Annotated in this window: 16 protein-coding genes; 12 read left to right on the top strand and 4 right to left on the bottom strand. The window is 72.3% G+C overall.

The genetic code is table 11. The annotated features are described in order from the left end of the window. Nucleotides 1–972: an agmatinase gene (gene speB, locus WN71_RS22280; protein ID WP_046591169.1), complete on the bottom strand. Its 972-nt coding sequence runs from the start codon at nucleotides 970–972 to the stop codon at nucleotides 1–3. Nucleotides 973–1,161: 189 nt separating this feature from the next. Between speB and WN71_RS22275 the strand changes: the two genes are divergently transcribed. Next, nucleotides 1,162–2,718 (top strand): PucR family transcriptional regulator, encoded by a 1,557-nt coding sequence (locus WN71_RS22275; RefSeq protein WP_206300120.1) that lies wholly within the window; start codon nucleotides 1,162–1,164, stop codon nucleotides 2,716–2,718. 67 nt (nucleotides 2,719–2,785) lie between these two features. Beyond that, the gene (locus WN71_RS22270; protein WP_046591171.1) at nucleotides 2,786–3,616 is read left to right on the top strand and encodes a phosphatase; all 831 of its coding nucleotides are present in this window, start codon (nucleotides 2,786–2,788) and stop codon (nucleotides 3,614–3,616) included. A 104-nt stretch (nucleotides 3,617–3,720) separates the two neighbouring features. On the opposite strand, the gene WN71_RS22265 is transcribed toward WN71_RS22270, so the two are convergent. The 3 genes from WN71_RS22265 to WN71_RS22255 all read right to left on the bottom strand — a co-directional run bounded on the left by WN71_RS22265 (nucleotide 3,721) and on the right by WN71_RS22255 (nucleotide 6,584). Then, nucleotides 3,721–4,596 carry an acyl-CoA thioesterase gene (locus tag WN71_RS22265; RefSeq protein WP_046591172.1) on the bottom strand — a complete coding sequence of 292 codons (876 nt, stop codon included), beginning with the start codon at nucleotides 4,594–4,596 and terminating at the stop codon, nucleotides 3,721–3,723. A gap of 34 nt (nucleotides 4,597–4,630) precedes the next feature. Then, nucleotides 4,631–5,788 carry an acyl-CoA dehydrogenase family protein gene (locus WN71_RS22260; RefSeq protein WP_046591173.1) on the bottom strand — a complete coding sequence of 386 codons (1,158 nt, stop codon included), beginning with the start codon at nucleotides 5,786–5,788 and terminating at the stop codon, nucleotides 4,631–4,633. A 196-nt stretch (nucleotides 5,789–5,984) separates the two neighbouring features. After that, the gene (locus WN71_RS22255) at nucleotides 5,985–6,584 is read right to left on the bottom strand and encodes an SACE_7040 family transcriptional regulator (RefSeq protein WP_046591174.1); all 600 of its coding nucleotides are present in this window, start codon (nucleotides 6,582–6,584) and stop codon (nucleotides 5,985–5,987) included. Between the two features lie 95 nt (nucleotides 6,585–6,679). Here WN71_RS22255 and WN71_RS22250 point away from each other — a divergent pair, with 95 nt between their 5' ends. The 10 genes from WN71_RS22250 (at nucleotide 6,680) to WN71_RS22205 (ending at nucleotide 19,925) form a co-directional block, all read left to right on the top strand. Beyond that, complete coding sequence (locus tag WN71_RS22250) at nucleotides 6,680–8,296, top strand: carboxyl transferase domain-containing protein (protein ID WP_046591175.1); 1,617 nt, start codon at nucleotides 6,680–6,682, stop codon at nucleotides 8,294–8,296. Between the two features lie 11 nt (nucleotides 8,297–8,307). After that, nucleotides 8,308–10,263 (top strand): acetyl/propionyl/methylcrotonyl-CoA carboxylase subunit alpha, encoded by a 1,956-nt coding sequence (locus tag WN71_RS22245; RefSeq protein ID WP_046591176.1) that lies wholly within the window; start codon nucleotides 8,308–8,310, stop codon nucleotides 10,261–10,263. Beyond that, nucleotides 10,260–11,246, top strand: a complete 987-nt coding sequence (locus WN71_RS22240; protein WP_046591177.1) for a hydroxymethylglutaryl-CoA lyase — start codon at nucleotides 10,260–10,262, stop codon at nucleotides 11,244–11,246. Before WN71_RS22245 ends, WN71_RS22240 begins: the two co-directional genes overlap by 4 nt. Nucleotides 11,247–11,254: 8 nt before the next feature. After that, nucleotides 11,255–12,415 carry an acyl-CoA dehydrogenase family protein gene (locus WN71_RS22235; RefSeq protein ID WP_046591178.1) on the top strand — a complete coding sequence of 387 codons (1,161 nt, stop codon included), beginning with the start codon at nucleotides 11,255–11,257 and terminating at the stop codon, nucleotides 12,413–12,415. Between the two features lie 270 nt (nucleotides 12,416–12,685). Then, nucleotides 12,686–13,735 carry an ABC transporter substrate-binding protein gene (locus tag WN71_RS22230; RefSeq protein WP_046591179.1) on the top strand — a complete coding sequence of 350 codons (1,050 nt, stop codon included), beginning with the start codon at nucleotides 12,686–12,688 and terminating at the stop codon, nucleotides 13,733–13,735. Between the two features lie 73 nt (nucleotides 13,736–13,808). Continuing rightward, nucleotides 13,809–14,693, top strand: a complete 885-nt coding sequence (locus WN71_RS22225) for a siderophore-interacting protein (RefSeq protein ID WP_046591180.1) — start codon at nucleotides 13,809–13,811, stop codon at nucleotides 14,691–14,693. A gap of 178 nt (nucleotides 14,694–14,871) precedes the next feature. Next, nucleotides 14,872–16,338, top strand: a complete 1,467-nt coding sequence (desA, locus tag WN71_RS22220; protein WP_046591181.1) for a lysine decarboxylase DesA — start codon at nucleotides 14,872–14,874, stop codon at nucleotides 16,336–16,338. Beyond that, nucleotides 16,322–17,608 (top strand): lysine N(6)-hydroxylase/L-ornithine N(5)-oxygenase family protein, encoded by a 1,287-nt coding sequence (locus WN71_RS22215; RefSeq protein ID WP_046591182.1) that lies wholly within the window; start codon nucleotides 16,322–16,324, stop codon nucleotides 17,606–17,608. The genes desA and WN71_RS22215 overlap by 17 nt, the downstream gene beginning before the upstream one ends. Beyond that, nucleotides 17,605–18,153: a GNAT family N-acetyltransferase gene (locus tag WN71_RS22210; protein ID WP_046591183.1), complete on the top strand. Its 549-nt coding sequence runs from the start codon at nucleotides 17,605–17,607 to the stop codon at nucleotides 18,151–18,153. Before WN71_RS22215 ends, WN71_RS22210 begins: the two co-directional genes overlap by 4 nt. Further along, entirely contained in the window at nucleotides 18,150–19,925 is a 1,776-nt protein-coding gene (locus WN71_RS22205) for an IucA/IucC family protein (RefSeq protein WP_046591184.1), read from the top strand. Before WN71_RS22210 ends, WN71_RS22205 begins: the two co-directional genes overlap by 4 nt. Nucleotides 19,926–19,952 lie beyond the last annotated feature (27 nt).

Here is a 19,952-nt window from a genome sequence, read left to right as displayed (position 1 = left end):
CTACGCGTCCTTCCGGGCCTCGGCGATCTGGCGGGACATGATCGTGGTGAGTTCGTACGCCGTGTGCGAGGCGGCCACCGACGTGATCTCGGCGTGATCGTACGCGGGCGCCACCTCGACGACATCCGCGGAGACCAGGTTGCAGGAGGCGAGGCCGCGCAGGATCTCCAGGAGCTCGCGGGAGGTCATGCCGCCCGCCTCGGGGGTGCCGGTGCCGGGCGCGTGCGCCGGGTCGAGGCAGTCGATGTCGATGGAGATGTAGAGCGGGCGGTCGCCGATGCGCTGGCGCAGCTGGTCGGCGATCTCGTCGGCGCCGCGGCGGTAGACGTCCGCGGAGGTGACGATGCCGAAGCCGAGCTTCTCGTCGTCGGTGAGGTCCTGCTTGCCGTAGAGCGGGCCGCGGGTGCCGACGTGGGAGAGCGCCTCGGTGTCGAGGATGCCCTCCTCGACCGCCCGGCGGAACGGGGTGCCGTGGGTGTACTCGGCGCCGAAGTAGGTGTCCCAGGTGTCGAGGTGGGCGTCGAAGTGCAGCAGGGCGACCGGGCCGTGCTTCTTCGCGACCGAGCGCAGCAGCGGCAGGGCGATGGTGTGGTCGCCGCCGAGGGTCATCAGGCGGGCGCCGGTGCCGAGCAGGTCGTCGGCGGCGGCCTCGATCGTCTCGACGGCCTCGTTGATGTTGAACGGGTTCACGGCGATGTCGCCGCCGTCCGCGACCTGGGCGAGGGCGAAGGGGGAGGCGTCCTGCGCCGGGTTGTAGGGGCGCAGCAGGCGGGAGGCCTCACGGATGGCGTTGCCGCCGAAGCGGGCGCCGGGGCGGTAGGAGACGCCGGAGTCGAACGGCACGCCCACGACGGCGACGTCGGCCGTGCCGACCTCGTCCAGGCGGGGCAGCCGGGCGAAGGTCGCGGGGCCCGCGTACCGCGGGATGCGCGAGGAGTCGACGGGGCCCCGGAACGTGCCGTTGCTGCTCATGAGGTACTGCCTTCTTTCCTACGCTTCGCCGCGTATGTACCGCTCTTGTCCGACTCTATGGGGGGTGGTGACCAGGAGCGCGGCCTTGGACGGGGCCGCGCCTCCGGACCGACCCTAGGTCGCCGGAGGGCGGCTGCGAAGTGTACGTTTCATCCATCGAGGACGGATCTCATGGAGGGAACGCACACCATGCCGGATCCCGCGGTCCCGCCCTCGCCGCCCGTGCCGCTGACCGCCCTGCTGGCCCGGGAGGACCTGGCGCTGCGGCGGATCGCCGGGCCGGCCGCCGAGGACACCGCGATCCACTGGGTGCACACCTCGGAGATGGCCGACCCGTATCCCTATCTGCTGGGCGGCGAGCTGCTGCTCTCGGCGGGCGTGCACATCCCGGAGGGGGTGCTGGGCGACACGGCGGCCGACGGGGCCGCCGCCGCGTACTTCGACTCCTACGTCGCCCGGATCGTCGCGGCCGGCGGGGCCGCCCTGGGCTTCGGGCTGGCGCCCGTGCACGACACGGTCCCGCCCGCCCTGGTCGCCGCCTGCGACACCCACGGCCTGCCGCTGCTCGAGGTGCCGCCGCAGACCACGTTCTCCGGCATCGCGCGCGCGGTCTGGCAGCTCATGGCGCAGGCCCGGCTGGCCGAGCTGCGCCGGGTCACCGAGGCCCAGCAGAGCCTCGCCTCCGCCGCCGCCCGCCCCGACCCGGTCCCCTCGGTCCTGCGCCGGCTGGCCCGCCGGGTGGACGGCCGGGCGGTGCTGTACGGACCGGACGGGACACGGATCGCGGAGGCGGGGAGTACGCCCGCGACCGCGCCCGCGAACCCCGCGGGCGCCGCCGCCGATCCCGCGGACGCCGACGATCCCGCGGGCGCGGCGCTCGACGCGCTGGCGCGGGTCGTGCGGCCCGGGCGGGCCGGGGCGCCCGCCTCCGCGACCGACACCGTCGCCGGGGTGCATCTCGCCGCCTACGCGCTCGGCGCCGGAGGCGGCTTCGTGCTCGGGGTCGCCGCGGCGCGGCGGGAGCCCGGGGACCACACGATCGCCTCCGTCGCCGCCGTGCTGCTCTCGCTGCTGACCGGGGAGCACCACAGCGGGGCGGGCGCGGCCCGCTCGTCGGCGCTGGTGCGGCTGCTGCTCGGGGCGCCGCCCGCCGAGGTCGCGCCGCTGCTCGGGACCGGGGACCGGCTGGTGGTGCACGCCCGGCCGGACGCGCAGGCCGCGGACCCGGTGGCCGCCTCGGCGCTGGGCGCGGCCCTCGGCTCCCCGCTGGTCGACCTCGCGGACGACGTCGTACGGGTCCTGGTGCCGGCCGATCGCGCGCCGGAGCCGCAGCCCGGCTGGACGCTCGGCGTCAGCGCGCCGGCCGCCGCGCCGGACTGGCCGGCCGCCGACGCGCAGGCCGCCCGCGCGCTGGCCCGCGCGCGGGCCACCCGTAGCCCGCTGGTCCGGCACGGCGCCCGCACCGCCCTCGCCGACCTGGTGCCCGACGCGGACGCCGCCGCCCACGCGAGCGCCCTGCTCGCGCCGATCGCCGCGGCCCCGGCACTCACCGAGACCCTGCGCACCTGGCTTTCCCTGCACGGAAGTTGGGACCGTACGGCGGTGGCGCTCGGCGTGCACCGCAACACCGTGCGCCAGCGGATCGCCCGCTGCGCGGCCCTGCTGGAGACCGACCTGGACGACCCGGACGTACGGATGGAGCTGTGGTTCGCGCTGGGCAGGGCGCCGCGCACGGCCGGGCAGTGACGCACGTCCCATCCCGGGCTGCGGGACAGTGGGGACGGTCACAGTGTGCTGCTCCACAATGGTTGTCATGCCGATACCCGGGACACCCAGCCGCGCCGAGCTCGTCGACCACCTGAAGCGCACCCGCATCGCCGGGGAGGTGGCCACCCCCCGTGAGAACAACCTGCTGCACTACCGCAAGCTGGCGAACGGCGACCGTCACTACTGGCTCGGCCTGGAGCTCGGGGACCGGTGGCGCGACGAGCAGGACGTGCTCGCGGTGATGGCGGAGCGGGTGGGCGTGAACGACGACCCGGAGCACCGCTACGGGCAGGACACCATCGACCCCGAGCTGACGATCGACGCCCTGGAGCGGCTGGCGGGCCGGCTGAGAAAGGCGGCCGAGGGACGGCAGCGGGTGCTGCTGGCCACCGGTCACCCCGGCGGCCTGCTGGACGTGCACCGCGCGACGGCGGTCGCGCTGCGCGCCGCGGGCTGCGAGATCGTCGTCATCCCGGAGGAGCTCCAGACGGACGAGGGCTACGTCATGCAGTTCGCGGACGTGGCGGTCCTGGAGCACGGGGCCACGCTGTGGCACACCCACTCGGGCGAGCCGATGCGGCAGATCCTCACCGCCCTGGAACGCGAGGGCCGCCCGCTGCCCGACCTGGTGGTCGCCGACCACGGCTGGGCGGGGTACGCGGCCCGGCACGGCGTCGACTCCGTCGGCTACGCGGACTGCAACGACCCGGCGCTGTTCCTGGCCGAGGCCGAGGGCACCCTCCAGGTGGCGGTACCCCTCGACGACCATGTGCGCAGCCCGCGCCACTACGACCCGATGACGGCGTACCTGCTGGACGCGGCGGGCCTGGCGGCGGACCCCGCCACCAGCGCCGACCGGGGCGTCCCGGCCGCCTGAGCCGGCCGGCCGGGGGCTGCCCGGGGCCGCCCCGTCCGGGGCCGCCCGAGCCGGCTCGCCCGGGAAGAGCGCCCGGCCTCCTCACGAGAGCGGGAGGTCCGCGCTCAGTCCTCGCCGTGCGGGACGCGGATCACGCCCTCCTGGATGACGGAGATCGCGAGGCTCCCGTCCTGCGTGTAGATGCGGGCCTGGCCGAGGCCGCGCCCGCCGGACGCGGACGGGGACTCCTGGTCGTACAGCAGCCACTCGTCCGCGCGGAACGGCCGGTGGAACCACATCGCGTGGTCGAGGGAGGCGCCGACGACGTCGCCGACCGCCCAGCCGCCGCGCCCGTGCGCGAGCAGGACCGAGTCGAGCAGGGTCATGTCGGAGACGTACGTGGCGAGCACGACGTGCAGCAGGGGGTCGTCCGCGAGCTTGCCGTTGGTGCGGAACCAGACCTGGGAGTGCGGCTCGCGCGGCTCGCCGAACCGGCCGAACGGCGGATCCTCGACATAGCGCAGGTCCACCGCCTCGCGCGCCTCGACGAACTTCTCCACGACCACCGGGTCGAGGTGGCCGTAGCCGCGCAGCCGCTCCTGGGAGGTCGGCAGGGTGGCCGGGTCGGGCGCGGGCGGCATCGGGGTCTGGTGGTCGAGGCCGTCCTCGAAGACCTGGAAGGACGCCGACAGCGCGAAGATCGGCCGGCCGTGCTGCACCGCGACCACCCGCCGGGTGGTGAAGGAGCGCCCGTCACGGATGCGCTCGACGGTGTAGACGATCGGCGCGCCCGGGTCCCCGGGGCGCAGGAAGTACGCGTGCAGGGAGTGTGCGTGCCGCTCGGCGGGGACGGTGCGCCCCGCGGCGACCAGCGCCTGCGCCGCGACCTGCCCGCCGAAGACGCGGGGGACGACGGCGGACCGGGACCGGCCGCGGAAGATGTCCTCCTCGATCTGCTCGAGGTCGAGCAGATCGAGGAGGTCCTGAAGTGCCTGGCTCATGAGTCAGTTGTATAGGCCAGTGATTGCCGGCCGCTTACAGACCCATGTCCTTGGCGATGATCGTCTTCATGATCTCGTTGGTGCCGCCGTAGATGCGGTTGACCCGGTTGTCCGCGTACAGGCGGGCGATCGGGTACTCGTTCATGAAGCCGTAGCCGCCGTGCAGCTGGAGGCAGCGGTCGATCACGCGGTGCGCGACCTCGGTGCAGAACAGCTTGGCGCTGGCGGCCTCGGCGGGGGTCAGCTCGCCCGCGTCGAGGGCCTCCAGGGCGCGGTCGGCGACGGCCTCGGCCGCGTCCACCTCGGCCTGGCAGGCGGCCAGCTCGAACTTGGTGTTCTGGAAGGAGGCGACCGGCTTGCCGAAGACCGTGCGGTCCTGGACGTACTCCTTGGCGAACCGGACGGCGGCCTTGGCCTGGGCGTAGGCGCCGAAGGCGATGCCCCAGCGCTCGGAGGCCAGGTTGTGGCCGAGGTAGGAGAAGCCCTTGTTCTCCTCGCCGAGGAGGTCCTCGACGGGCACCTTGACGTCGACGAACGCCAGCTCGGCGGTGTCGGAGGTCTTCAGGCCCAGCTTGTCGAGCTTGCGGCCGACGGAGTAGCCCTCGGACTTGGTGTCGACGGCGAAGAGGGAGATGCCGAAGCGGCGGTCGTCCTCCTTGGGCGCCGAGGTGCGGGCGCAGACGATCACGCGGTCGGCGTGCACGCCGCCGGTGATGAAGGTCTTGGCGCCGTTGAGGACGTAGTGCGTGCCGTCCTCGCTGAGCTTGGCGGTGGTCTTCATGCCCGCGAGGTCGGAGCCGGTGCCCGGCTCGGTCATCGCGAGGGCCCACATCTCCTCGCCGGAGACGAACTTCGGCAGGAAGCGCTTCTTCTGCTCGTCGGTGGCGAGCATCTTGATGTACGGCAGGCCGAGCAGCACGTGCACGCCGGAGCCGCCGAACTGGACACCGGCGCGAGCGGTCTCCTCGTACATCACGGCCTCGAACTTGTACGAGTCGATGCCGGCGCCGCCGAACTCCTCGTCCACGCGGATGCCGAAGATGCCGAGTTCGGCGAGCTTGTAGTAGAAGTCGCGCGGCGCCTGGCCGGCGGCGAACCACTCGTCGTAGACCGGGACGACCTCGGCCTCGATGAAGGCGCGCAGGGTCTCCCGGAACGCCTCGTGGTCCTCGTTGAACACAGTACGGCGCACCGCCGCCTCCTCCGCCTGGGGCTGTCCTGTCCGAGCGCCACGGCACATGCCGCTGTCACGGCACCTGTCTAAGCGCTTGCTCACTCAACCGTACCGGCGGGTATCGAGGTGAGTCCAGGGGCGGCCGGTGCACGGACCCGTAATGCTCGTCACTCCGCAGCGGCGAACGCCCGCCCCTCGGACCGGCCGGCGCGCGTCACTCCGCACCCGCGGCGGCGAAGGCGCCCCGCGCCATGCGGTGCAGCAGCTCGGCCGTGACCGAGCGGCCGGGCAGCGCGCCGGGGCGGGCCAGATGGGGCGTGGAGTTCAGCAGGCCGAAGACCGAGTGCACGGAGGAGCGCGCCGCCGGTTCGGTGAGGGCCGGATACAGCTCCCGTACGACCTCCACCCACAGCTCGACGTACTGCCGCTGGAGCTGGCGCACCAGCTTGCGGTCGCTGTCGCGCAGGCGGTCCAGCTCACGGTCGTGCAGGGTGATCAGTGGGCGGTCGTCGAGGGCGAAGTCGATATGGCCCTCGATGAGCGAGTCCAGCACCGCCGACGGGTCCGCGGCGGCGCCGGACTCCGCGAGCCGGAGCTTGGCCCCGGTCAGCAGCCGGCCGCTGATGCCCACCAGCAGCTCGGCGAGCATCGCGTCCTTGCCCGGGAAGTGCCGGTACAGGCCGGGGCCGCTGATGCCGACGGCGGCGCCTATCTCGTCGACCCCGACGCCGTGGAAACCGCGCTCGGCGAAGAGGCGGGCGGCCTCCTTGAGGATCTGCTCACGCCGGGTGGGGGCGTCGGTTCTGGTGACCATGCAGTCAATTCTAGACAGGGAGGTTAGCGGTCGTTAACCTGAGGGAGATGGTTAACGCTCATTAACAGTCGACCACTGGGTGAGGGGCCGCAAGAATGCACGAGGCACCGGAGCTGACGAGCGCGGCGGACCCCGCGTCGGACGCCTGGCGAGCCAACGAGGAGGCGCACCGCGCGCTCGGCGAGGAGCTGCGCGCGAGGCTCGCCGCCGCGCGGCTCGGCGGCGGCGAGAAGGCGCGCGCCCGGCACACCGCGCGCGGCAAGCTGCTGCCGCGCGACCGGGTGGACACGCTGCTCGATCCCGGGTCGCCCTTCCTGGAACTGGCTCCGCTGGCCGCGGAGGGGATGTACGACGGGCAGGCCCCGGCGGCCGGGGTGATCGCCGGCATCGGCCGGGTGAGCGGGCGCGAGTGCGTGATCGTGGCCAACGACGCCACCGTCAAGGGCGGCACGTACTACCCGATGACGGTGAAGAAGCACCTGCGCGCGCAGGAGGTGGCCCTGGAGAACCGGCTGCCCTGCCTGTACCTGGTGGACTCCGGCGGCGCCTTCCTGCCGATGCAGGACGAGGTCTTCCCCGACCGGGAGCACTTCGGGCGGATCTTCTACAACCAGGCCCGCATGTCGGGGGCCGGCATCCCGCAGATCGCCGCCGTCCTCGGCTCGTGCACGGCCGGCGGGGCGTACGTCCCCGCGATGAGCGACGAGGCCGTCATCGTCCGGAACCAGGGCACGATCTTCCTGGGCGGCCCGCCGCTGGTGAAGGCGGCCACCGGCGAGGTCGTGACCGCCGAGGAGCTCGGCGGCGGCGAGGTGCACTCCCGCGTCTCGGGCGTCACCGACCACCTCGCCGAGGACGACGCGCACGCGCTCAGGATCGTCCGCGACATCGTCGCCACGCTGCCCGCGCGCTCCACCCTGCCCTGGGAGGTGACCGCGGCGATCGAGCCCAAGGTCGACCCCTCCGGGCTGTACGGCGCGGTGCCGGTCGACTCCCGCACCCCCTACGACGTCCGCGAGGTCATCGGGCGCGTCGTCGACGGCTCGCGGTTCGCGGAGTTCAAGGCGGAGTTCGGGCAGACCCTGGTCACCGGCTTCGCGCGGATCCACGGGCACCCGGTGGCCGTCGTCGCCAACAACGGCATCCTGTTCTCCGAGTCCGCCCAGAAGGGCGCCCACTTCATCGAGCTCGCCGACCAGCGCGGCATCCCGCTGGTGTTCCTCCAGAACATCTCCGGCTTCATGGTCGGCAAGGACTACGAGGCGGGCGGCATCGCCAAGCACGGCGCCAAGATGGTGACCGCGGTCGCCTGCACCCGGGTGCCGAAGCTGACCGTCGTCGTCGGCGGCTCCTACGGCGCGGGCAACTACTCGATGTGCGGCCGCGCCTACTCCCCCCGCTTCCTGTGGATGTGGCCCGGCGCCAAGATCTCCGTCATGGGCGGCGAGCAGGCCGCCTCGGTGCTCGCGACCGTCAAGCGGGACCAGCTGGAGGCGGGCGGCGGGTCCTGGCCCGCCGAGGACGAGGAGGCCTTCAAGGCCCCGATCCGCGCCCAGTACGAACGCCAGGGCAGCGCCTACTACGCCACCGCCCGGCTCTGGGACGACGGCGTCATCGACCCGGTGGAGACCCGGCAGGTGCTGGGACTCGCACTGACCGCCTGTGCCAACGCGCCGCTGGGTGACCCCCAGTTCGGCGTCTTCCGGATGTGAGGAGGGGACCCGTGTTCGACACCGTGCTCGTGGCCAACCGCGGCGAGATCGCCGTGCGGGTCATCCGTACGCTGCGCGCGCTCGGCGTGCGGTCCGTCGCCGTCTTCTCCGACGCCGACGCAGACGCCCGGCATGTCCGGGAGGCCGACACCGCGGTCCGTATCGGGCCCGCGCCGGCCGCGGAGAGCTATCTGTCCGCCGAGCGGCTGATCGAGGCCGCGGCCCGCACCGGCGCCCAGGCCGTCCACCCGGGCTACGGCTTCCTCGCGGAGAACGCCGCGTTCGCGCGGGCCTGCGAGGAGGCCGGGCTGGTCTTCATCGGGCCGTCCGCCGACGCGATCGCGCTGATGGGCGACAAGATCCGCGCCAAGGAGACCGTGCAGACGGCCGGGGTGCCGGTCGTGCCCGGCTCCAGCGGCAGTGGCCTGAGCGACGCGCAGCTCGCGGACGCGGCGCGCGAGATCGGCGTGCCCGTGCTGCTCAAGCCCAGCGCGGGCGGCGGCGGCAAGGGCATGCGCCTGGTGCGCGAGCTGACCGCCCTGGAGGAGGAGATCGCGGCCGCCCGCCGCGAGGCCCGCGCCTCCTTCGGCGACGACACCCTGCTGGTGGAGCGGTGGATCGACCGGCCCCGGCACATCGAGATCCAGGTCCTCGCCGACGGCCACGGGGGCGTGGTGCACCTCGGCGAGCGCGAGTGCTCGCTCCAGCGGCGCCACCAGAAGGTGATCGAGGAGGCGCCCAGCGTCCTGCTCGACGAGGCCACCCGCGCCGCGATGGGCGAGGCGGCCGTGCAGGCGGCCCGCTCCTGCGGCTACCGGGGCGCGGGCACGGTGGAGTTCATCGTCCCGGGCCGCGACCCTTCGGCGTACTACTTCATGGAGATGAACACCCGCCTCCAGGTGGAGCACCCGGTCACCGAGTTGGTCACCGGCCTCGACCTGGTGGAGTGGCAGCTGCGGGTGGCGGCCGGGGAGAGGCTCGGCTTCGTGCAGGACGACGTACGGCTGACCGGGCACGCGATCGAGGCGCGGATCTGCGCCGAGGACCCGACCCGCGGCTTCCTGCCCTCGGGCGGCACGGTGCTGCTGCTGGACGAGCCGGACGGCGACGGGGTGCGCACCGACTCCGGGCTCAGCGAGGGCACGGAGGTCGGCAGCCTCTACGACCCGATGCTGTCCAAGGTCATCGCCTACGGCCCCGACCGCGCGACCGCGCTGCGCAGGCTCCGCGCCGCCCTCGCGGACACGGTGACACTGGGCGTGCAGACCAACGCGGGCTTCCTGCGCCGGCTGCTCGCGCACCCGGACGTGGTCTCGGGCGATCTCGACACCGGGCTGGTGGAGCGAGTGGTGGACGACCTGGTCACCACGGACGTGCCGGACGAGGTGTACGAGGCGGCGGCGGCCGTGCGGCTGGACGCGCTCAGGCCCCGGGGCGAGGGCTGGACCGACCCGTTCTCGGTGCCGAGCGGCTGGCGGCTCGGCGGCACCCCGAAGCCCGTCGGCTTCCACCTGCGGGTGCAGGACCCGGTGGAGTACGTCCCCCGCGGCGCCCACGCCGTCGCCGGGGACACGGTCTCGGTCACCCTCGACGGCGTCCGGACGACCTTCCGCCGGGCCGGCGACTGGATCGGCCGGGACGGCGACTCCTGGCAGGTGCGCGACCACGACCCGGTCGCCGCCTCGCTGACCCGTTCCGCGCACGCCGGCGCCGACTCGCTGACCGCGCCCATGCCGGGCACGGTGACCGTGGTGAAGGTGGCCGTCGGCGACGAGGTGACGGCCGGACAGAGCCTGCTCGTGGTCGAGGCGATGAAGATGGAGCACGTCGTCTCCGCCCCGCACGCGGGCACCGTCGCCGAGCTGGACGTGACGCCCGGCTCCACGGTCGCCATGGACCAGGTGCTGGCCGTCATCGCGCCGCACGAGAGCGAGCAGGCCGACCGGAGCGAGGAGGCGGGGGCATGACCGCCGAGGGCATCGAAGGAACGGACACTACGGCCGCGGCGGGCCCCCGCGCGCTGCCCATGGCCGTACCGGCACCGGGTCTGCCCGCGCGGGTGCGCATCCACGAGGTCGGCGCGCGCGACGGGCTGCAGAACGAGAAGACGGCCGTACCGGTCGAGGTGAAGGCGGAGTTCATCCGCCGGCTCGCCGACGCGGGGCTCACCACGATCGAGGCGACGAGCTTCGTGCACCCCAAGTGGGTGCCCCAACTCGCCGACGCGGAGCAGCTGTTCCCGAAGGTGAGCGAGCTGCCCGGGGTCGCGCTGCCGGTGTTGGTGCCCAACCAGCGGGGCCTGGACCGCGCGCTCGCGCTCGGCGCCCGCCGGGTCGCCGTCTTCGCCAGCGCCACCGAGTCGTTCGCGAAGGCCAACCTCAACCGCACGGTGGACGAGTCGCTCGCCGTCTTCGAGCCCGTCGTACGGCAGGCGAAGGACGCGGGCGCGCACGTGCGCGGCTATGTCTCCATGTGCTTCGGCGACCCCTGGGAGGGCCCGGTCCCGCTGCACCAGGTGGTCCGCGTGTGCCGGGCCCTGCGCGACATGGGCTGCGACGAGCTGAGCCTCGGCGACACCATCGGCGTCGCCACCCCGGGCCATGTGCTCGACCTGCTCGCGCAGCTCAACGAGGAGGGCGTGCCGACCGACGAGATCGGCGTCCACTTCCACGACACCTACGGCCAGGCCCTGTCCAACACCCTGGCCGCGCTTCAGCACGGCGTCACCACCGTCGACGCCTCCGCGGGCGGCCTCGGCGGCTGCCCGTACGCCAGGTCCGCCACCGGCAACCTCGCCACCGAGGACCTCGTGTGGATGCTGCGCGGACTCGGCATCGACACCGGCGTCGATCTCGGCCGTCTCGTCGCCACCAGCGTGTGGATGGCCGAACAACTGGGCCGCCCCAGCCCGTCCCGCACCGTCCGAGCCCTCTCCCACCAGGAGCAGTGATCACAGCCATGGACTACCGACTCTCCCCCGAGCTGGAGGAACTCCGGCGCACCGTCGAGGAGTTCGCCCACGACGTGGTCGCGCCCAAGATCGGCGACTTCTACGAGCGGCACGAGTTCCCCTACGAGATCGTCCGCGAGATGGGCCGCATGGGCCTGTTCGGGCTGCCGTTCCCCGAGGAGTACGGCGGCATGGGCGGCGACTACCTGGCGCTCGGCGTGGCGCTGGAGGAGCTGGCCCGGGTCGACTCGTCGGTCGCGATCACCCTGGAGGCGGGCGTCTCGCTCGGCGCGATGCCGATCCATCTGTTCGGCACCGAGGAGCAGAAGCGCGCGTGGCTGCCGCGGCTGTGCTCGGGCGAGGTGCTGGGCGCCTTCGGCCTGACGGAGCCCGACGGCGGCTCGGACGCGGGCGCCACCCGCACCACCGCGCGGCTCGACGAGGCCACCGGCGAGTGGGTGATCAACGGCACCAAGTGCTTCATCACCAACTCCGGCACGGACATCACGGGCCTGGTCACGGTGACGGCGGTGACCGGCCGGGGGCCCGACGGCAGGCCGCTGATCTCGGCGATCCTCGTGCCCTCGGGCACCCCCGGGTTCACCGTCGCGGCGCCGTACTCGAAGGTCGGCTGGAACGCCTCGGACACCCGCGAGCTGTCCTTCGCGGACGTGCGGGTGCCCGCGGCCAACCTGGTGGGCGAACAGGGGCGCGGCTACGCGCAGTTCCTGCGCATCCTCGACGAGGGGCGGATCGCGATCGCGGCTCTCGCGACGGGTCTCGCGCAGGGCTGTGTGGACGAGTCGCTGAAGTACGCGCGGGAGCGGCACGCCTTCGGCCGGCCGATCGGCGCCAACCAGGCCATCCAGTTCAAGATCGCCGACATGGAGATGCGGGCGCACACCGCGCGGCTCGCGTGGCGGGACGCGGCGGCCCGGCTGGTGTCGGGCGCCCCGTTCAAGAAGGAGGCGGCGCTCGCCAAGCTGCACTCCTCGACGGTGGCCGTGGACAACGCGCGGGACGCCACCCAGATCCACGGCGGCTACGGCTTCATGAACGAGTACCCGGTGGCCCGGATGTGGCGCGACTCCAAGATCCTGGAGATCGGCGAGGGCACCAGCGAGGTCCAGCGGATGCTGATCGCGCGGGAGTTGGGGCTCACGAGCTGAACAGCGGGCCCCGCGCGGCCCGCCGGGCGGGGAGACCGCCGGGCGGGCCGTTCGCGCGTCCGGGGACGCCCTGCGCGCGCGGCGGGACCGGTCCGACACGAACCGCCGCCGGGGCGGCGGGGCCGTCCCTCCGCGAACCGCCACGGCACATCCGGGCCGTTGCGCCCACGTGCCGGGGCCGACCCGCCCTCTGGACATCCGCTGAGGTTAGGCTAACCTACCTTCGAATCGCCCGGCGGACAGTCCGCCCCGTTCGAAGGCAGCCGACCCATGCCCAATGCCCGTGTCACTCACCTCTCCCGCCGCGGCATCCTCGCCGCAGGAGGCGCGCTCGGCCTCGGCGCCGCGCTCGCGGCCTGCGGGGACGACGACGCGAAAAGCGGTGGCTCGGGCGCGAAGACCACGGCCGCGGCGTCCGGCCCCTGGTCCTTCAAGGACGACCGCGGGCAGACCGCGAAGACCGACAAGACCCCGGCGAGCATCGTCGCGTTCATCGGTGTCGCGGCGGCGCTGCACGACTACGGCGTCGAGGCCAAGGGCGTCTTCGGCCCGACGAAGACCTCGGACGGCAAGGCCGACGTCCAGGCCGGCGACCTCGACATCACCAAGGTGACCAACCTCGGCAACGAGTGGGGCCAGTTCAACATCGAGAAGTACGCGGCCCTCGCGCCCGACCTCCTCGTCTCCACGATGTTCGACAACGTCGGCACCCTCTGGTACGTCCCCGAGGAGTCCAAGAAGAAGATCCTCGCCGTCGGCGCCCCGAGCGTCGGGATCTCCGTCTACGACCGCCAGCTGACCGAGCCCCTGCAGCGGATGCTCGCGCTCGCCAAGTCCCTCGGCGGCGACGTCACTTCGGACCAGGTCACGCAGGCGAAGAAGCGCTTCGAGGACGCGGCCGCCCGGCTGCGCGCCGCCACCAAGGCCAACCCGGACATCAAGGTCATGGCCGGTTCCGCGAGCCAGGACCTGTTCTACGTCTCCGGCTCCAACCTCTCCATCGACCTGGAGTACTTCAAGGCCCTCGGCGTGAACTTCGTCGAGCCGTCGGAGAAGTCCAAGGCCAAGGGCGGCGGTTGGTACGAGTCGCTGAGCTGGGAGAACGTCGACAAGTACGCGGCCGACATCATCATGATGGACAACCGCACCTCGGCCATCCAGCCCGCCGACATCACCGAGGGCACCTGGAAGAAGCTGCCCGCGGTCAAGGCCGGCCAGGTCATCGCCCGCAACCCCGAGCCGATCCTGTCCTACGACAAGTGCGCCCCGCTGGTCGAGGACCTCGCCGCGGCCATCGAGAAGGCCAAGAAGGTCGGCTGACGCCCCGCGTCACCCCTCCCCGACCGACTCCCCCTCCCCCCGAGTCACCTCTCCTCGCGTCACAGGAGCACTCATGACGACGGCCGTGGCCGCCCCGTTCCGTTTCTTCTCCCTCCGGGTCGTACGGACGAGGCGGCTCGGCCCGTCTCTGGCCCGGGTCACCTTCACCGGTCCCGATCTGCACGCCTTCCACTCCCACGGGCGGGACCAGTCGCTGTCGCTGTTCCTGCCCCGTCCCGGCCAGAGCGAGCCGGTGGTCCCCCTGGACCTGGACGACACCTGGCGGCAGCGCTGGAACGCCCTGCCCGAGGACGTGCGGGCGGTGATGCGGTCGTACACCCTGCGGGCGCAGCGCCACGACCCCGACGAGATCGACATCGACTTCGTGCTGCACGGGGTGGAGCCCGGCGCCCCCACCCCGGCCGGTCCCGCCTCCCGCTGGGCCGCGGACGCCGCGCCCGGCGACCGCGTCCTGCTGCTCGGGCCGGCCGTCGCGGACAACCACGCCATCCGCTTCCGTCCGCCCGAGGACACCGATCTGGTGCTGATGTGGGGCGACCAGACCGCCCTTCCGGCCGCCTGCGCCGTCCTGGAGTCCCTGCCGGCCGGCACCCGCGCCCGGGTCTGGCTGGAGGTGCCCGACCCCGCCGACATCCAGCGGCCGGCGACCGCGGCGGACGTGCGGATCGACTGGATCGTCACGGGGACGCATCCCGCGCCGCACGACGGCCGCGACGACACCGGCACCCCTCGCTTCCCCGCCCTCGACGCCGTCCGCGCCGCCGAACTGCCCGCAGCCGCACGCCCGTACGTCTGGATCGCCGGCGAGGCCGGGCGGATGAAGGCGCTGCGCCGGCACTTCGTGGGCGAGCGCGGGATCGACCGGCGCCGTGTCACCTTCGTGGGCTACTGGCGCCAGGGACTGAGCGAGGAGCAACTGCGCGCACGCGGCGAGTGATCGCCTGCGCGTGATCGCGGGCGCGTGATCGCGGGCGCGTGATCGCGGGCGCGTGATCGCGGTCACCCGAGGGGCGGAATCCGTTTAGATCAACTTAGGTTAGGCTAACCTTAGTTGGAGAGCGGTTCCGCCCCTTTCCGTCACCCCGCACGGACCGTCCCCACCGGAGGACCCCCACATGCGCTCGCACCTGCTCAATGACCTCACCGCGGAGCACTACCGCCGCTCCGTGACCGAAGGAGTGGAGCGGGTGGCGGCCAGACTCGCCACCACCGACCGGCCGTTCACCGGCGTCACCCCCGACGCCCTCGCCCCGCTCGTCGACCGGATCGACCTCGACCGCCCGCTGTACGACACCGGCGCCGCCCTGGACGAGCTCGAGGAGGTCTACCTCCGCGACGCCGTCTACTTCCACCACCCCCGCTATCTCGCGCACCTCAACTGCCCCGTCGTGATCCCCGCGGTGCTCGGGGAGGCGGTGCTCTCCGCCGTCAACTCCTCGCTGGACACCTGGGACCAGTCGGCGGGCGGCACCCTGATCGAGCGGAAACTGATCGACTGGACCGCCGGCCGCATCGGCCTCGGACCCGCCGCCGACGGCGTGTTCACCTCCGGCGGCACCCAGTCCAACCTCCAGGCGCTGCTGCTGGCCCGCGAGGAGGCCAAGCCCGGACCGGACGACGGGGACCACCCGGCCTCGCTCGCGAAACTGCGTGTCTTCGCCTCCGAGGCCAGCCACTTCAGCGTCCGCAAGTCGGCGAAACTGCTGGGCCTCGGCCAGGACGCGGTCGTGTCGATCCCCGTCGACCACGACAAGCGGATGCAGACCGTCGCGCTCGCCCGCGCGCTGGAGAACTGCGCACGCGACGGCCTCGTGCCGATGGCCGTCGTCGCCACCGCGGGCACCACCGACTTCGGCTCCATCGACCCGCTGCCCGAGATCGCCGAACTGTGCGAGCAGTACGACGTGTGGATGCACGTCGACGCCGCCTACGGCTGCGGACTGCTCGCCTCCGTGCGCCACCGGGACCGCATCGACGGCATCGAGCGCGCCGACTCCGTCACCGTCGACTACCACAAGTCCTTCTTCCAGCCGGTGAGTTCGTCCGCCGTGCTGGTCCGGGACGCGGCCACCCTGCGGCACGCCACCTACCACGCGGACTACCTGAACCCGCGCCGGATGGCCGAGGAGCGCATCCCCAACCAGGTCGACAAGTCCCTCCAGACCACCCGCCGCTTCGACGCCCTCAAGCTGTGGATGACGCTGCGCACGATGGGCGCCGACGGCATCGGCGAACTCTTCGACGAGGTCTGCGACCTGGCCCGGGAAGGGTGGCGGCTGCTGGCCGCCGACCCCCGCTACGACGTCGTCGTCGAGCCGTCGCTGTCCACCCTCGTCTTCCGGTACATCCCGGCCACCGTCACCGACCCGGCCGAGATCGACCGCGCCAACCTCTACGCCAGGAAGGCCCTGTTCGCCTCCGGGGACGCCGTCGTCGCGGGCACCAAGGTCGGCGGGCGCCACTACCTGAAGTTCACCCTGCTCAACCCCGAGACCACCGCGGGCGACATCGCCGCGGTGCTCGACCTCATCGCCGGCCACGCCGAGCAGTACCTGGGAGACTCCCTTGACCGCGCTTGCTGAAACCCCGGACAGGACCTACGACTTCGTGGGCATCGGGCTCGGCCCCTTCAACCTGGGACTGGCCTGCCTGACCGAGCCCATCGACGGGCTCGACGGCCTCTTCCTCGACGCCAAGCCGGACTTCGAATGGCACGCGGGCATGTTCCTCGACGGCGCCCACCTGCAGACCCCGTTCATGTCGGACCTGGTCACCCTGGCCGACCCGACGTCGCCGTACTCCTTCCTCAGCTACCTGAAGGAGAAGGGCCGGCTGTACCCGTTCTACATCCGGGAGAACTTCTACCCGCTGCGCGTCGAGTACGACGACTACTGCCGCTGGGCCGCCGGGAAGCTCTCCTGCGTCCGCTTCTCCACCACCGTCACCGAGGTCCGCCACGAGGACGGGATCTACCTCGTGCACACGGCGGCCGGCGAGACCCACCGGGCCCGCCGGCTGGTGCTCGGCACCGGCACCGTGCCCTATGTGCCCGAGGTCTGCCGGGAGTTGACGAAGGACGTCGTCCACACCGCGCAGTACATGCACCGCAAGGCGGAGCTCCAGGCGAAGAAGTCGATCACGATCGTCGGCAGCGGGCAGAGCGCCGCGGAGATCTACCACGAGCTGCTCGCCGAGATCGACGTCCACGGCTACCAGCTCAACTGGGTCACCCGCTCCCCGCGGTTCTTCCCGCTGGAGTACACCAAGCTGACCCTGGAGATGACCTCCCCGGACTACATCGACTACTTCCGGGCGCTGCCCGAGGAGACCCGCTACCGGCTGGAGAAGCAGCAGAAGGGCCTGTTCAAGGGCATCAACTCGGACCTCATCGACGCGATCTTCGACCTGCTGTACCAGAAGAACGTCGAGAGCGGCGACACCCCCCTCACCACCCGTCTGCTCACCAACTCCTCGCTCGTCGCCGCCCGTCGGGACGGCGACGGACACACCCTGGGCTTCCACCAGGACGAGCAGGACAAGGACTTCGAGATCACCACCGAGGCCGTCGTGCTGGCCACCGGCTACCACTACGAGCCCCCGGCCTTCCTCGGCCCGATCCGCGACCGCCTCCGCTTCGACGGCCACGGCCGCTTCGACGTCGCCCGCAACTACTCCGTCGACGTCACCGGCCGCGGCGTGTTCCTGCAGAACGCCGGCGTGCACACGCACAGCATCACCAGCCCCGACCTCGGCATGGGCCCGTACCGCAACTCCTGCATCATCCGCGAGCTGCTCGGCACCGAGTACTACCCGATCGAGAAGACGATCGCCTTCCAGGAGTTCTCCGTATGAGCACCACCACCGCCGGCATCGGCATCCTCACCCTGCGCCCCCTGGACCCGCTGCGGGACGCCGAGTCGCTGCACGCCTGGGTCACCCACCCCAAGGCGGCCTTCTGGATGATGCAGGACGCCCGCCTGGAGGACGTCGAGCGCGCCTACATGGAGATCGCCGCCGACGAGCACCACCACGCCCTGCTGGGGCTGCGCGACGGCACCCCCGCCTTCCTGATGGAGCACTACGACCCCGCGCACCGCGAACTCGTCGGGCTGTACGAGCCGCGGCCCGGCGACGTCGGGATGCACTTCCTGGTCGCGCCGACCGACCGGCCCGTGCACGGCTTCACCCGGGCCGTCATCACCGCCGTCATGACCCACCTGTTCGCCGACCCGGCGGTGCACCGGGTCGTGGTCGAACCGGACGTCGCCAACACCGCCGTGCACGCCCTGAACGCGGCCGTCGGGTTCGTGCCCGAGCGGGAGATCGTCAAGCCGGAGAAGAAGGCGCTGCTCAGCTTCTGCACCCGCGAGGACTTCGAGAAGGCGGTGTCCGCATGAGGCCCGCCGACGCCGTCACCCACCTGACCCCCGAGCACTGGGAGCGGGCCAACCGCCTGCTCGTGCGCAAGGCGCTCGCGGAGTTCGCGCACGAGCGGCTGATCACGCCCGAGCCGGAGCCGGACGGCACGGGGTTCACCGTCCGCGGCGACGACGGCCTCACCCGCTACCGCTTCACCGCCGAACGGCGCGCCCTGGACCACTGGCAGGTGGCCGCCGACTCCATCACCCGGACGCGTGACGGCGCCGAACTCCCGCTCGCCGCCCTGGACTTCTTCATCGAGCTGAAGGACTCCCTGGGCCTCGCCGACGAGATCCTGCCGGTCTATCTGGAGGAGATCTCCTCCACCCTCTCCGGCACCTGCTACAAGCTCGCCAAGGAGCAGGTCGCCTCCGCCGACCTGCTGGAGCGCGGCTTCCAGGCCATCGAGACCGGGATGACCGAGGGCCACCCCTGCTTCGTCGCCAACAACGGCCGGCTCGGCTTCGGCGTCCACGAGTACCTGGCGTACGCGCCGGAGACCGCGAGCCCGGTCCGCCTGGTCTGGCTGGCCGCGCACCGCTCGCGCGCCGCGTTCACCGCGGGCGCGGGCATCGAGTACGAGTCCTTCCTGCGCGCGGAGCTGGGCGAGGAGACCGTCGAGCGCTTCGCCGCCACGCTGCGCGGGCGCGGCCTCGACCCGGCGGACTACCTGCTCATACCCGTCCACCCCTGGCAGTGGTGGAACAAGCTCTCCGTCACCTTCGCCGCCGAGGTCGCCCGGGAGCTGCTGGTCTGCCTCGGCGAGGGCGACGACGAGTATCTGGCCCAGCAATCCATCCGGACCTTCTTCAACCGCTCCCACCCCGGGAAGCACTATGTGAAGACGGCGCTGTCCGTGCTCAACATGGGCTTCATGCGGGGCCTCTCGGCCGCCTACATGGAGGCGACCCCGGCCATCAACGACTGGCTCGCCCAGCTGGTCGCGAACGACCCGGTGCTCAAGGAGTCCGGCCTGTCGGTCATCCGCGAGCGGGCCGCCGTGGGCTACCGGCACCTGGAGTACGAGCAGGCGACCGACCGCTACTCGCCGTACCGCAAGATGCTGGCGGCGCTGTGGCGGGAGAGCCCGGTGCCGGCGCTCCGGGACGGCGAGTCGCTCGCCACCATGGCGTCCCTGCTCCATGTCGACCACACGGGCGCGTCGTTCGCGGGCGCCCTGGTCGAGCGGTCCGGGCTGGCCCCCACCGAGTGGCTCAGGCGCTATCTGGAGGCGTACTACGTCCCCCTCCTGCACAGCTTCTACGCCTACGACCTGGTGTTCATGCCGCACGGCGAGAACGTGATCCTGGTGCTGGAGGACGGCGTGGTGCGGCGGGCGGTCTACAAGGACATCGCCGAGGAGATCGTGGTGATGGACCCGGACGCCGTGCTCCCGCCCGAGGTGCGGCGGATCCGCGCCGAGGTGCCGGAGGACATGAAGCTCCTGTCGATCTTCACGGACGTCTTCGACTGCTTCTTCCGGTTCCTCGCCGCCCAGTTGGCGGCCGAGGGCATCCTGGCCGAGGACGCCTTCTGGCGGACGGTCACCGAGGTCAGCCGCGCCTATCAGGACTCGGCACCCGAACTCGCCGACAAGTTCCGGCAGTACGACCTGTTCGCGCCCGAGTTCGCGCTGTCCTGCCTGAACCGGCTCCAGTTGCGCGACAACCGGCAGATGGTCGACCTGGCGGATCCCTCCGGCGCGCTCCAGCTGGTCGGCACCCTGCGCAACCCGCTCGCCGTGTTCTGACGCGGGCGGCGGCCGGTGGGACCATGC

It is taken from the genome of Streptomyces mangrovisoli (assembly GCF_000974985.2).
In the GTDB taxonomy this organism is placed as follows: domain Bacteria; phylum Actinomycetota; class Actinomycetes; order Streptomycetales; family Streptomycetaceae; genus Streptomyces; species Streptomyces mangrovisoli.
This window is presented reverse-complemented; position numbering and strand designations above follow the sequence as displayed.

Bases quoted from the DNA above. Each gene is read 5' to 3' on its own strand.
- WN71_RS22275 (WP_206300120.1), top strand. From the start codon at position 1,162: ATGCCGGATCCCGCGGTCCCGCCCTCGCCGCCCGTGCCGCTGACCGCC.
- WN71_RS22255 (WP_046591174.1), bottom strand. From the start codon at position 6,584: ATGGTCACCAGAACCGACGCCCCCACCCGGCGTGAGCAGATCCTCAAG.
- WN71_RS22235 (WP_046591178.1), top strand. From the start codon at position 11,255: ATGGACTACCGACTCTCCCCCGAGCTGGAGGAACTCCGGCGCACCGTC.
- WN71_RS22205 (WP_046591184.1), top strand. From the start codon at position 18,150: ATGAGGCCCGCCGACGCCGTCACCCACCTGACCCCCGAGCACTGGGAG.
- desA (WP_046591181.1), top strand. From the start codon at position 14,872: ATGCGCTCGCACCTGCTCAATGACCTCACCGCGGAGCACTACCGCCGC.
- WN71_RS22265 (WP_046591172.1), bottom strand. From the start codon at position 4,596: ATGAGCCAGGCACTTCAGGACCTCCTCGATCTGCTCGACCTCGAGCAG.
- speB (WP_046591169.1), bottom strand. From the start codon at position 972: ATGAGCAGCAACGGCACGTTCCGGGGCCCCGTCGACTCCTCGCGCATC.
- WN71_RS22230 (WP_046591179.1), top strand. From the start codon at position 12,686: ATGCCCAATGCCCGTGTCACTCACCTCTCCCGCCGCGGCATCCTCGCC.
- WN71_RS22240 (WP_046591177.1), top strand. From the start codon at position 10,260: ATGACCGCCGAGGGCATCGAAGGAACGGACACTACGGCCGCGGCGGGC.
- WN71_RS22250 (WP_046591175.1), top strand. From the start codon at position 6,680: ATGCACGAGGCACCGGAGCTGACGAGCGCGGCGGACCCCGCGTCGGAC.
- WN71_RS22210 (WP_046591183.1), top strand. From the start codon at position 17,605: ATGAGCACCACCACCGCCGGCATCGGCATCCTCACCCTGCGCCCCCTG.
- WN71_RS22225 (WP_046591180.1), top strand. From the start codon at position 13,809: ATGACGACGGCCGTGGCCGCCCCGTTCCGTTTCTTCTCCCTCCGGGTC.
- WN71_RS22270 (WP_046591171.1), top strand. From the start codon at position 2,786: ATGCCGATACCCGGGACACCCAGCCGCGCCGAGCTCGTCGACCACCTG.